6 protein-coding genes and 1 pseudogene are annotated in these 13,374 nt (G+C 63.6%); 2 read left to right on the forward strand and 5 right to left on the reverse strand.

Going from position 1 to position 13,374, the window contains the following annotated elements; all coding sequences use genetic code 11:
* Window positions 1-182 precede the first annotated feature (182 nt).
* The 5 genes and pseudogenes from ABIA96_RS05670 to ABIA96_RS05690 form a co-directional block, all read right to left on the reverse strand.
* Window positions 183-1,598, reverse strand: coding sequence for an amidase (locus ABIA96_RS05670; RefSeq protein ID WP_354136037.1), 1,416 nt, complete (start codon window positions 1,596-1,598; stop codon window positions 183-185).
* Entirely contained in the window at window positions 1,595-1,792 is a 198-nt protein-coding gene (locus ABIA96_RS05675; protein ID WP_254134802.1) for a hypothetical protein, read from the reverse strand. The genes ABIA96_RS05670 and ABIA96_RS05675 overlap by 4 nt, the downstream gene beginning before the upstream one ends.
* Window positions 1,789-2,094, reverse strand: a pseudogene (locus ABIA96_RS05680) (oligopeptide/dipeptide ABC transporter ATP-binding protein); the annotation flags it as partial. The pseudogene ABIA96_RS05680 and the gene ABIA96_RS05675, both read right to left, overlap by 4 nt.
* A 15-nt stretch (window positions 2,095-2,109) precedes the next feature.
* Entirely contained in the window at window positions 2,110-4,344 is a 2,235-nt protein-coding gene (locus tag ABIA96_RS05685; RefSeq protein WP_354136038.1) for a CHASE2 domain-containing protein, read from the reverse strand.
* Window positions 4,345-4,420: 76 nt separating this feature from the next.
* Window positions 4,421-10,717 (reverse strand): VCBS domain-containing protein, encoded by a 6,297-nt coding sequence (locus tag ABIA96_RS05690; RefSeq protein ID WP_502918800.1) that lies wholly within the window; start codon window positions 10,715-10,717, stop codon window positions 4,421-4,423.
* A 617-nt stretch (window positions 10,718-11,334) separates the two neighbouring features.
* On the opposite strand from ABIA96_RS05690, the gene ABIA96_RS05695 reads away from it, so the two are divergent.
* On the forward strand, window positions 11,335-12,087 hold the full coding sequence (locus ABIA96_RS05695; protein WP_354136040.1) for a transglutaminase-like cysteine peptidase: 753 nt from the start codon (window positions 11,335-11,337) through the stop codon (window positions 12,085-12,087).
* 86 nt (window positions 12,088-12,173) lie between these two features.
* Window positions 12,174-13,298 (forward strand): lysozyme inhibitor LprI family protein, encoded by a 1,125-nt coding sequence (locus tag ABIA96_RS05700; RefSeq protein ID WP_354136423.1) that lies wholly within the window; start codon window positions 12,174-12,176, stop codon window positions 13,296-13,298.
* The last annotated feature ends 76 nt before the right edge of the window (window positions 13,299-13,374 follow it).

Here is a 13,374-nt window from a genome sequence, read left to right on the forward strand (position 1 = left end):
CGGCCCGCATGGGACGGGAACCGGGATGAACGGGGTCTGAATGCGGTTCCCGGCGATCGGGTTGCGCCTGCACCGACAAAAAAGTCGAAAACAACCCCATGCACAGTAGAGCGGGGTTGGCGGCAGCTGCTCCGGACAACGCGGCTCGGCGATCTTGAGGCCTGATATCTCGACGAGTTTTGTCATGATGGAAGTTTCGGGACCTGGGCATGGTAGTCAGTCGCGCGCTGGAAGGCGGCGCCGATGGTCAGCAACGTCGCTTCATCGAAGGAGCGGCCGATCAGCTGCATGCCGACCGGCAGGCCACCCCTGGTGAAGCCCGACGGCACGGTCAGTGACGGCAGGCCGAGGAAATTCACCGGGCGGGTGAACAGCGTCAGCCGCTGCAACAGTGCCGGTGCGTTCGGTCCGCCGCCGACGTCGCTCTCCTCGATCGTCGGCGCCGGCACGGGCGAGGCCGGCGCGATGATCGCGTCGACGCCGGCTGTCGCCGCATTGTGCGCGGCGAGTGCCGGGCCGCGCCAGCGCATCGCCTCCAGATAGGTGATCGCGGGAACGGCGAGGCCGTTCTGAAGCCGCATCAGCACCTGCGAGCCATAATCCTGCGGTCGCTCGATCATCCAGCGCTTGTGGAAGGCGGCAGCTTCCGCCGCCAGCACGAGCTGGCTTGCCGAGGACAATTGCCGCTGATTCGGCAGCTCGACTGGGACGATGTCGGCGCCCTCGCGCCTGAGCACCGCGATGGTCTCGTCCAGCACGCGCGCGACCTCGCTGTCGAGATCGTCGACATAGAAGGAGGCAGGCACGCCGATCTTGAGCCCCTTGAGCGAGCCCCTGGTCGCCGCGACATAGTCCGACAGCGGCTCGTGACTCGTGGTCGAATCCTCGGGATCGGGACCAGCCATCAGCGCCAGCAGCAGCGCGCAATCTTCCGCGGTGCGCGCGAGCGGGCCGACGGTATCGAGCGATTGCGACAGCGGCATCGCGCCGGCGCGGCTGACGCGACCCACCGTGGTCTTCAGGCCGGTGACGCCGCAGAAATGCGCCGGCATACGGATCGAGCCGCCGGTGTCCGAGCCCAGCGCCGCATAGGTCAGCCGCGCCGCGACCGACGAGCCCGAGCCTGACGACGAGCCGCCAGTGATATGCGCGACATTCCAGGGATTGCGCACCGGACCGTAATGATCGTTATGGCCGGTCGGGCCATAGGCGAACTCGGCCAGATGCAGCGTACCAAGCCGGACCTGACCGGCGTCCTTCAGCCGCTGCAAGGCCGTGGAGGTGACGGTCGGCACGAAATCGCGGCGGATCAGCGAGCCGCAGGTCGCGACGTGGCCGGCGTCGTAATACATATCCTTGTGGGCGAGCGGCACGCCATGCAGCGGCCCCCGCACCTTGCCCTTGGCGAGTTCGGCATCGGCGACATCGGCCGCCTTCAGGGCGGATTCCGACTCGATCGACATGAAGGCATTGAGATGCGGCTGCCACCGCGCGATGCGATGCAGCAGCGCGCGCGTCACCTCATGCGAGGACATCTGCTTCATCGCGATCGCACGCGCGACCTCGGTGAGGCTCATCAATGCAGGCTCAGAGCTCATTTCGACACCTTCTGCGTCTGCGCGAGCGGATAGAGCGCGGGCTCGAGGTCGAACGGCAACGTGCCGGCAATGGCCGCAAAGCCTTCGAACGCAGGCCCGATGGAGTTGGAGATACGCGTCGCGATCTCGTCGTTCACGGGAACACCGGCAACTTGCGCCGTCGCCTGGATTTCTTTTGTCGTTGGTCTCGTCATGCGGTTTCCTCTCCCGGCGAACGGCTATGGCCTGAACCCGGTATGGCCATGTAGCACGCGGCCTCGTGGCCTATATTATCGAGCGCTATGAGCTTTGGTGTCGCGTTTGCGCAGAGCGGCTCCGCAAACGGACAACGGGTGTGGAATCGGCGGCCCGAGGGCGGCTCGATCGGATTGGGCGGATCGCCCGAAATCGGCGGCTTTTCGGTGCGGCTATCGGGATCCGAGGACGGCATCGCAGCAAGAAGCGCGCGCGGATAGGGATGCGCGGGCTGCTCCGAGACCTGATCGACCGGGCCCCTTTGCCGGCCCTTCCCCTACTTCGTCAGCAGCGCATACGCGCCCGTCCAGCCTTCCGGCGGGGGATCGATTTTGAGATCCTTGATGCGCGCTTCGTACAGCTTGAGCAGCTTTTCCAGCGTATCGGCATCCTCGCTGCGGCGGCCGCGCTCGATGGCATCCTGCGCGCCCTGCCAGTCGCGGTTGCGGTAGCAGCCGAGCATCTCGATGGTGATGTTGCGCAGGCGCTGGAACGCGCCCGACTGCATCACGTCCTCGCGGCCTGCGATGGCATAGATCACCTCCGGCTCGCTCTTGCCCTTGACCATGATGAAGTCGAGCTCGAGGATCGCGAACTTGTCCTTGGCGGCGAGCGCGGTGCGGGAGCCGACGATGATCGGAAAGCCGTATTCCTTGGTCTGGCCTTCGAGGCGTGACGCCAGGTTCACGCTGTCGCCGAGCACCGAATAGTTCTTCTTCAGATCTGAGCCCATGTTGCCGACCACGCCGATGCCGGTGTTGAGACCGATGCCCACGTTGAGCGGAATATAGACGTGACCGCCATCGGCGGCTTCCTGCTCGCGCTCCTTGTTGACCACGTCGATCTTCTCGAGCATCCGGATCGCGGCCTCGCAGGCGTTGACCTGGTGCTCGGCATCGTCGAGCGGCGCATTCCAGAATGCCATGATGGCGTCGCCCATGTATTTATCGACGTAACCCTTCTCTTCGATGATCACGTCGGTCAGCGGCGTCAGGAAGCGGTTCATCAGCGTGATCAAGCCTTGAGGATCGTGCTTGTAACTTTCCGAGATAGAGGTGAACCCGCGTACGTCGGAAAACATGATCGTGAGCTCGCGCTCCTCGCCGCCCAGCACGACCTTCTCAGGTGATTGCGCGAGCTGCTCGACCAACACCGGCGACATATACTGCGCGAATATGCCACGGATCTGCACGCGCTGCCGCTGCTCGCGCACGAAGCTCGCGAAGATGAACGTCAGGTAGATCGCGGTGGTCGAGAGCAGCGGATAGGTGAAGTCGATGAGATAGCGGTACCGCCAATAGAAGAACCAGGACGTGCCGATCAGGACCGCGGCAAACATCGCGCCCGCGAGCACGAGCCGCACCGGCCCGAGATTCGGCGTGAAGATGATGACGAGAAGGCCGATGATCAGCGCGGCCAGCAGCTCGATGCCGAGCGCATAATTCGGCTGCGAGATCACCGCGCCGCCGCTCAGCACGCTTTCGAGTATCTGGGCGTGAATCTCGACGCCCGGCATGGTCGAGGACACCGGCGTGGTCTTGAGGTCGTTCAGCCCGGCCGCGGAGGTGCCGATCAGCACCAGCTTGCCGGCGATCCTGCCCGGCGGCACGGTGTTGTCGAGCACGTCCGCTGCAGAAACATAGATCGAAGGATCGCGGCGGGCGTAATGCACCCAGAGCTGGCCGTTCTTGTCGGTCGGGATCTCGACGCCCTTGAGGCGGATGGCGCGGATGCCGGTCTTGTCGGTGCGAACCAGCAGCGTTGGCGTTCCCGTGACGACCCGCAGGATCTCGAGGCTGAGCGAGGGCATGATGTTGCCCTGGGCGCGCATGATCATCGGCACGCGGCGGATGAAGCCGTCGCGCTCGGTCTTGATGGAGAACAAGCCACGACCGGCGGCGACCTTCTCGATCACTGGCACGTTGCGCAACAGGCCGGGGAATTCAAACAAGAATTTTTCGGCGCCCTCCTCGCCGACCGTCGCGACACCGGTGAAGGGGAGCGTCTTGTCCAGCTCCGACTCGACCTCGGGCAGCCCGGTTTCGCCGAGCACGACGTGTGAGCGCTTGATCGCGTCCGAGAGGATCTGGTCGTTGCTCGGCAGTTCGCGCAGCTTCATCCGCGTGGCGTCGTCCAGATAGCGCATCTGGTTGGCGACCAGATCCGGATTGAGCCGATCCGGCTCCGAGAACACCACGTCGAAGCCGATCGCCACCGCGCCATTGTTGGTGAGGTTGATGATCATGTCCGCGATCCGCGTCCGCGACCACGGCCATTGGCCAAACTTGGCGAGGCTCCTGTCGTCGATGTCGACGATGGTGACCGGCCGCACCGTCTTGTGACGGGGGTCGACCAGCTGGAACAGGTCGAAGGTGCGCAGCCGCAATTCCTGCACCGGCGGCGGATCCCAGACGCGCAAGCCGGCGAATACGACCAACAGCGCAAGGCACAGCAGCCGCGCCAAGCCGAACTTTCGCGCCAACCACCGGCGCAGGATTCTGAGACGCTTCATGTCGATTGAATATCACGCATTGCCGGCCAATGGCAGCGCCGAACGCACGTGCAGACGATCGGCGTCGGCCGAGCAATTATCCGGGATGAACGATGAAGTCGCTCGCGTGGAGATTGGCGGCGTGGACGCCCTTCAGGAGGATCGTGTCAGCGGCATCGATCGTGATCAGGCTATCCGCGGGATTGGTCGGCGAAGCCGCCACGTGGTGCGCGATCCATGCAGCGTCGATATCGGTCGCCACGACGGCGGTCAGGTCGATGTGATCCTGATTTGGCGTGAAATTCACGATCGTGTCGTGGTTCGAATTGGCCGCGAACACGAATTGTTCCTGATAGCTGGTCCCGAAGAACACGTCCTTGCCGGTCGTGCCGGCGAGCCTCATATGATCGTTCGAGCTTTCGGCGAGATTGAAAATCAGGTTGACCGTATCGGACGCATTGTGGCCGTCGGTCACGGTGAGCGTGACCTTGTCCGTGGAAGGCTCTCCGCTGCCTTCGTTGTAGGTCATCGTCTGCAACGTCGAATTGATATGGGCCAGAGAACCGGTCGCCGATGACGGGCTCACGTTGCTACCCGAGGCAGCGGTGCTCGCGGCGAGCGTGAATGTTTCATTGGCGGCAGCATCGGCATCGGTGACTGACAGACCGTGTACGATCACCTGCTCATCGCTATGCTGCGTGACACTGATCTGGTCGACGTTGATCACCGGCGCGTCGTTCGCGCCGGTCACGTCCACCGTGAGTGTCGCCGTGCCGGTCGCGCCATGCGCGTCCTTGGTCTGCACCGTGAAAGTATCGACATAAGAGCCGGCCGACAGCGCGTTGATCGCGGTGGCATCGGGCAAATAGTCGTAGGTGCCATTGGAGTTGACCGTCAGCGAGCCGTAATGGCCCGCGAGCGTTGCCACTGCGGTCGTCCCATCGAGCACGGCATAGTGCAGCGTTGCCGTCTCGCCATGGTCGGCATCGCTCCCGACCAGCGTGCCCGTGATGTGCGGAAAGCTGTCGTTCGCGGCGGTATCGGTGAGCGGACCCGTGCTCACCGCGGCCAGCGTCGGCGCGTCGTTCTTGCCGGTGATCGTGATCGTGACATCGGCCGTCGTCTTCTGACCCTGGTGGTCGTCGAGCGTGATAGTCGAGACAACCTTCGCGGTCTGGTCCTGGCCGAGGAAATCCAGCGTGCCGTCGGCGATCGAATAGCTCCAGCCGACAGTGCCGTTGTTCTTGCCGGTCTGCTGCAGCAACAGCGCGGCTTCCAGCGCGGAGAGCTCGGCTGGTGTCAGCGTCAGTTGCGTGGAATGGTCGAGCCAGGTCACGTCCTGGTGGGTGATCGTTGCCGTCGGCCGGTCGGTCAGATCGATGTCGGTGAAGGCGATCGAGCCGGTCGCGGCCGGCGCCGGATCGTACGTCATGGAAGCGCCGGTGGTGTCGGCGAGCTCGGAGAAGCCGGCTGTCAGCGTTGCACCGGTTGCAGTGAAGGCCGGCGCATCGTCGTTCGCGTTGATCGTGATCAACGTGTGGCCGCTGCCATCATCGCTGCCGGCGAAATGGGCGCTGCTGTAGTCGGCGCCGGACAGCTTCAGGCTGATGGTATGGCCATCGGCGTCGGTGACGGTCAGCACACCGCCAGTTGAGGCATCGGCGTTGGCAACGTAAACCGCGCTGGTGCCGAGCCCGTATTTGATGGTCGACAGGTCGATCGTGTCGGTGGCGGACAACGCCGCGATCGATCCGCCGAACGTCGATGTGTCAATCTGAAGGTGGGCGCCATCGCCAGCGAGCGTGATCGTCTGCGATACCGTGCCCTCGATCTCCAGCGTCGCGCCAACATCGACGGTGACCGAGCCGGAGCCGGACAGCGACCCGAACAGGGTCAAGTGCCCGTCATGGACCTCGATGGTGCCCGTATTGGCGATGGTGCCCGAGACGGACGCCGCGCCCCAGCTGTCGATCTCGTTGTGATTCGCGAGGCCGAGGCCGCCCGCGGAAATCGAAGCCCCGTCATGCAGATCGATGGTGCCGTCGTTGACGATCGAAGACCCGGTACCGAACACGCTGGTGCCAGCGACCGTCCAGGTGCCGTAGGCCTCGTTGTTGAAGGTCGCGGTGGCAACCGAGATGTTGCCGTTGATATGGCCAGTGTTGTTGATCGTGATCGCCCCGCCGGTCTCGACGATCGCATAGGTCGTCGAGGTCACGCTGGCGGCGTCGGGCCCGATCGTGCCATCATTGTCGATTACCGAGCCGGCCGTGTCCTGCTGGATGTGGATCGCCGCATCGCTTCCGGCGCCGATGATCGAGCCGGAATTGACGATGTGGATCGAACCGGTCGCGCCCGAAAACTCCAGCGTCGCGTCGTGGTCGACGATCACTTTGCCGGCGCCGGTGATGCCGCCGGCCAGGTCGAGCGTGCCGGCCTGCACCTCGATGGTCCCGGTATTGGCGACGCTAGCCGTGATCGTGTTGAGACCGGAGACCGCGTACAGATTGCCGGAATTATCCAGACTGCCGTCGTTGATCGTCACATCCGACAGATAGAGTTTCGAGGCGCCGTCGACCGTGATCGTCCCGCCCTTGTTGGCGATCGTCAGCCCGCCGGAGATATCGAGCCCGGCGCCGTTGATCACCTCGATCAGATCGTCGTTGGTGATGGTATGAAGAGCATCCGCGTCGATCGTCAGCACGCCGCTGGTGACCGACACCGTGCCGTCATTGGCAATGTTGGCGCCGATAATCGCGCTCGTCCCGGTCGATTCCAGCGTGCCGGCAATCGTCAGCGTGCCACCGTCGATCTCGGTGCTCGACAATGTCAGCGTCTGGCCGCCGTCGACCTTCACCGTACCGTTATTGGTCACGACGTCGTTGAGCAGCGTCGCAGCGCCGGCGATCTCCAGCGTGCCGTTGTTGGCAATCTCGCCCTTGGCGTCTGCTGACGCGCCCTGGATCCTGGCGCCGCCCTGGAGCTTGACGGTGTTGTCGAGCTCGATGCCGGCATTGTCGGTGATGACCGAGCCCGAGACAGTGATGCCGTCCAGCGTCAGCTGGGCGTCAACAATAACTGTGCTCGTGCTCAGGGTCGCGCCGCCGTCGATCTTGCTGGCGGAGGTCACGTCGATGCTGCCGGCGCCCTTGACGGCGCCGCCGCTGATCGTGGCGCCGGCCAGGGTCAAGGCGGCATCGACAATGACGTTGCCGCCGGAATTGCCGACCGTAGACCCCGGACCGATGGCGAGCGCGCCTGTGAGCACCTCGAGGGTTCCGGCATTGGTGACGGTCTCGCCGCTTAACGCGTTGCCCGTGCCGCTGACATTGAGGGTGCCGTTGTTCTTCAGGATGCCGTTGCTGAGCACGGCGTTGCCGGTGAGGTCGAGCTCGCCGTTATTCGTGACGGTGCCGATTCCCGTGACACCGGTAATCACGGTGATCTCGCCGGCCTGCGGCGCTTCATCTCCGAGCACCGTCACGCCGGGACCGCTGGTGAGCGCACCGCCATCTAGCGTGGCGCTGTTGACAATCAGCTTGCCGGTCGCATCGACCTTGACGTCGCCCCTGTTGGTGACGCCTGAGCTCTTGTCGATTGTCAGGGCGCCGTTCGCCCACACTTCGATCGTGCTCAGGGATGAATTGACGACGGTCTCGTGCGCGAATTCCGTCGTACCCTTGACGTTGACCGTGCCGGAATTGTTCAGCGCGCCGTTCTCGATCAGGCTGGTGCCATCGAGCTCCAGCGTGCCGAGAATTGTGACCGTGCCGCCGTCGACCGTCGTAGCGTCGACAATCAGCGTCGCGCCGCCATCCACCTTGAGGGTGCCGCCGGCATTGTGGATTTCGGTCAGCGTCGTCAACGTACCGCCGAACAGCTCGATCGTGCCGGAATTGGTGATCGACGTCCCGCTGGTGAAATCGCCACCAGCGTCGAGCGTCAGATACCCGGCATTCGTGAGCACGCTCGTGCCCGAAAACTCGGCCTTGCCGCCAACCGATATGCTGCCAGTCGTCAGATTGGTGAACTTTGAATCGGCACCCAGCGTGAGCGTCGTGGCGATCGTCAACGAGCTCTTGTTGATCACCTCCGGGGCCGTGTGGCCGGCGTTGGTGTCGAAGTCGTTCATCGTCAGCGAATTGGCGTATGCGGCTGCGTCGATCGTAACGGGATAGGACGGCGTCAGCCCGTGCAGCTGATCGGTGATGACGATGACGTCGTCGTTGATCGTCGGTGCGTTGCCGGTTTCCCAGTTCGCGCCGTCCTTCCAGAAGCCGCCGGAAGGAGCTCCCGGCGTGTTCGTCGCGATCCACACCACGGCAGGTGCATCGGTGCCGGTGATCGTGACCGTAACGGTCTGGTCCGAGGTCGCGCCTTGCGAATCCTTGACCGTCACGGTGTAGATCAGCGTCAGCACTTCGCCCTTCGGGATGAAGTCGGCGAGGTAGACCGGGATATCCTTCAGCGACCAGTTGATCGATCCCGTGCCGGTCCCCGTGCTGTCGTGACCGGATGAGATCGAAACCAGCAAGGCACTCGCGAGGAAGTCGGAGATCGCCTTGGGGACGGTACCGCCGGGCAGGGCCGCGCTGAATTTGGACACCGACACGGTGTGCGTGTCGGTGAGATCGACATCGGTGAAGGTCAGCGTACCCGACGTCGGCGCCTCGGTGTCGAGCGGGCCGCCCGGGATGCTGGTGCCGCCGGCAAAGGTGATGGTCGGAACGCTGGTGGCGATCACGGGCTTGTCGTTGGTGCCGGTGATCGTGATGGTGATCGGGATGAACGCGGTTTCGGGGTTGACCGAGAAATTGTTGTCGATGCGGACCATGTAGGTCAGCGTCAACGTTTCTCCAGCCGCCAGGAAGTCGAAGACGTGATCGGGGATCGTGTAGGTCCAGACCGCCGAACCGTTGTTGTTGTTGGCCCCGTCGGCGACGACGCTGATATGGATCTGCGTCGCCGCGATGTCCTGCTTCTGCAGCGCGGTGAGCGAGCCGGTGACATCCTGCTGGCCAGCGTTCTGGTAGGCAAAGTTGGGCGCTTCAGCGAGGTTCACCGAAACCGTCGGCCGGTCGCCGAGATTCTGATCGGCGAAAGTAATCCGGCCGGACACCGTGTCAGCACCGACGGTGTCGCCGGTCGTGTCAGCGTGGTCGGCGGTCGTGTTCGCGTGCTCGTTCAGCTTGAACGCCGAGGTGACGTTGCCGTCGAGATCGAGGCTGCGCGACAGCGGCGCGCCGGGAAAACGGTCGCCCCCCTTGTCCGGCCCGCCCTGCCCCGAGCCGTTGCCATTGGTGGCGGTGTTGGTGAAGGTCGCGGTCGCGGTCGCACCAGTGTCCGTCTTGATCAGGACGATGTTGCCGTTCTGCGTGATGGTGTCGGTGAAGTTCGTGGTCAACTTGGTGTTGGTGTTGTTGTCCGTGAACTTCAGCGTGAACACGTCCGTGATCAGCTTCTGCACGTCCGGCGACAGCAGCCCATTGGTGATCGAGACGTTGCCACCGCTGATCTGGACCATCTGGCCGGCCTGGTTGACCGTCGCGATCGGCAGCAGCGTCAGCTTGTCGAACAGGATGTAGGAGCCGGTGGTACCGTTCGGCTCGACCAGCACCTGGAAGTTCGCCTGCGGCTGCGGATCGCCGCCGCCCGCTGGAACGACGAAATTGATCTCGGTCAGCACGGCCGTGCCACGGATGCCCATGGTGGCGACCGGCGTGTCGATCTTCATGTCACCGTGCTTGGCGGTCTCGCCGGCGACAAAGGTGATGGTGCCCGCGACCAGGCTGAGCAGCGAGGAATTGTTCGACCCGTTGGGGTCGTAGACCATCTCGTTCAGCACCATCCGCGCGTTGGAGGACAGGCCGAACACGGTACCGTCGATGAAGGTGACGCCGAGCGTCGAATCCGAGCCGGTCGAGACCACGTCGCCCTTCTCGACGTTGTCGCCGTTGTTCAGGATGACCGAGACGCCGTTGCGGATCGCGGTCGCGCTGCCGGTCAGCTTGGTGACGTGGCCGATGACTTGCGCCGCATCGGCGCCGGGCGCGGCCTGCGCATACTGGACGTAACCCGTGAGCGCGCTGACGATGTCGCCGGTGAGATGGGCGCCGTCCGGCGAGGCAATCGCCGCGCGCTTGTCGCCCCTGAAATAATCGTGAACGACGAACTCATGGCCGTCGTGAGACAGCACGAGATCGAGACCTGTGCGTTTGAGCTCGCCGTTGAAAATCAGATTGGGGTCGGCAATGACGACCGCGCCTTCGGGCACATGGCCATGTGCCTTGGCGGTAAAGGAATCGACATGGTCGTAGGCGGGCGAACGGGAACCCTGGCCATTCGATTGGCCATCCAAAGAGAGCGCGGCGTCAAATTTGCCAGCGTAATTCAACCGGGCACCGTAAAAAGGGTTAAAATCTAAGTAAGTATCGACCGCCTAAGCTTGCATAGCATTACCAAGTCCTTAGCGAAACCATCTATTGCTTGTGTGATTTCGCATCACCTGGCCGCCCACGACTATGCCTACAGCGACATCCATAGATGAGGGGAAGTATCTTTTCGAATATTTTTCAGTCGAATCCGGATTATTGCGCACATTTTAAGTCATCCAAAGTAATCAGCCGCACGGATTTGACGGCGGATACTTGTGTCATCTCTTCTTCGTAGAGCCCCTCAATATCCTGCGGCAAATACGGAGTTAAATCTGTGACCCAATTAACAGAACTCGTGAAATAGCGGGTCATTAGCCATAGGCGAAGAATCGGAACGCTCACAATTTCTGCCTGCAATTGATTCTATTTCGCGGCAGTGAGGCCCGTCCTAACCGGCGAATCGTAAAATTTTACGCAATCTGGCCGGGCCCGGTTCAGCCTGCCCCACGGATTTGGGGCCCCGCCCAAGCACGTTAAGCAGAACAAAACGGCCTGCCTCGCACTATCTCCGCGAAAGCAACAAGCCCGGCACGTTGAGGTCGAGGGGGACCTGGCGAAGCGGATAAGGGGATGTCAGATGGAGACCGCTGCTCGCCCGCGCGCCTGGCGCGCGATCCTTGTCCTGTGCGGGTTGATCCTGTTCGGATCGGCCGCCGATCTTCGTGCCGGCACATTGCTGTCGCCGGGTGCAGGCGTGCTCGTACGAAAATCGGCCGAGCCGTTCGGCGTGTTCGCCTTCGCCATGTCCAACGGTGGCCTGCGGCAGAAATGGTTCGGGCTGAAGGAGAAGCTCGACGACGACATGGTGCAACTCGCACTGTGCGATGGCGACCGCGACAATTGCGCCTCGCCCGCGGCGCTGAGATTGCTCGCCATCGTCGACCAGGCCCGCACCCGCGACGGCCGGGCGCTGCTCGGCGAGGCCAACCGTGCCATCAACCTCGCCATCCGCGCCGAAAATGACGGCGCCGAAGACATCTGGAGCTCGCCGCTCGCGACCTTCGAGCGCGGCGCCGGCGATTGCGAGGATTACGCCATCGCCAAGCTGGCTGCCTTGCGGCTTGCCGGGATCGCCGCGGAGGACCTCCGCCTCGTCGTGGTGCGCGACACCCGCAGCGGCGAAGGCCACGCGGTTGCCTCGGCAAGGCTCGACGGCCACTGGCTGATGCTGGACAACCGCCGCATGGCGATGGTCGAAGATGACGACGCGCGCAACTACCAGCCGCTGTATGTGCTCTACCAATCCGCCGTGCTGAAATATGCCAGCGAACCCGTGCGGGGCGAGGGCCAGCTTGTGTCGATGGTGTCGGCCGAGACTGACGCGCGCTGATCCGGGTGTAACCATCCGCCACAAATCCGTTTCGCCGCGCGATCCGGGACGCTAGCATGGCCATGGCCACGCTGGGGACAATGGGGATGCGGTTGATCGTGATGACTGTGCTTGCGCTGCTGGCATTACCGGTGGCACCAGGCTTCGCGCAACCCGGCACATCCGAACGCTCCGTTGCCGACGGGCTACCGCTGTTCGCCAAGAACAACTGCCGGCAGATCCGCGACCCCGGCAATCAATTGTTCTGCGGTGATGCCGAGCTGTCGGCCGCCGCCGAGAAGCTCTCTACCGCCGTCGAGGCGCGGCTCGCCCGCCTGCCCGATCGCCTGCCTGGTATCGAAGAAAACGCGATCTGGATCCGCCAACGCAATCTCGGCTGCGGCATCATTGGCCAGACCGCGATCCGCTATGAGGATTTCGACCGGGTGAAGGCTTGCCTTCTCAGGGTGACCGAGGATCGCACCGCAATCGTGCGAGATCCCGATTTCGACTGTCTCGCGGCCAACACCGCGGCCGGCGCGCTGATTTGCGCAGACCCGTCACTGGCGCTCACCGAGACCGAGCTCAACAGCCAGGTGCTCGGCCTGATCGGCAGACTGGACCCGACCGGGGCACGTTTTGCGTTCGCCGAATACGGCCGCTGGACGAGAGAACGCGATCGCAAATGCAATCTGGTCGGCAAGGAGAACGTGCCGCCTCAGGAGCTCGGCTCCGCGGAAGATTGCCTCGCCGACTATCTAAAGCGGAAGACCGACGAGATCGCGGCCGCCAAGGGCGATCCCAAGAAGGTGTTCGGCCGGCAGGTCGCGGCCAGGGAGCCAGACACCGACGCCGTCGATTTCTGCGCCGCACGCATTCACGCCGCCAATTCGTGCGGCAATTTCCTCCGCATCAACCGCGTCTACGCGCTCGACAGCCATGTGACCGATCAGGAGGCGCAGGTCACCGGCGAGATCGAGATGGTCGTGCTGGCGCCCTTCACCGCCTGCAGCAAGGTCGCCTCCACCTGCACCGGCTCCTGCTGGGACCTCAGCACCGGCCGTCCGCAACCGGGAGCCGCCAACAGGGAGCGCTCCGCAGCAGCCTTCAATGTCACGCGCCGCCTGAGGATCCAGCGGACGTTTGCTTTCGTGAAAGCCGCCGATGGCTGGCGTTGCCGCGAAGACGAGCTGGCGCCGGTGAACTCGGGCACCGCAGGCGGAGGGTCGTAGGGCTCTTTACGGAGCACCACGGCCCACCCATTTCCAGATGGCCGCATTTGCGGCAGCGCGATTCACCGTGCCGAAA

Source organism: Bradyrhizobium sp. LB11.1 (assembly GCF_040549385.1).
GTDB lineage: Bacteria > Pseudomonadota > Alphaproteobacteria > Rhizobiales > Xanthobacteraceae > Bradyrhizobium.

What these genes read in the sequence shown, in the direction of transcription:
- ABIA96_RS05675 (WP_254134802.1), bottom strand. Translation starts at nt 1,792, where the DNA reads ATGACGAGACCAACGACAAAAGAAATCCAGGCGACGGCGCAAGTTGCC.
- ABIA96_RS05695 (WP_354136040.1), top strand. Translation starts at nt 11,335, where the DNA reads ATGGAGACCGCTGCTCGCCCGCGCGCCTGGCGCGCGATCCTTGTCCTG.
- ABIA96_RS05700 (WP_354136423.1), top strand. Translation starts at nt 12,174, where the DNA reads ATGCGGTTGATCGTGATGACTGTGCTTGCGCTGCTGGCATTACCGGTG.
- ABIA96_RS05670 (WP_354136037.1), bottom strand. Translation starts at nt 1,598, where the DNA reads ATGAGCTCTGAGCCTGCATTGATGAGCCTCACCGAGGTCGCGCGTGCG.
- ABIA96_RS05685 (WP_354136038.1), bottom strand. Translation starts at nt 4,344, where the DNA reads ATGAAGCGTCTCAGAATCCTGCGCCGGTGGTTGGCGCGAAAGTTCGGC.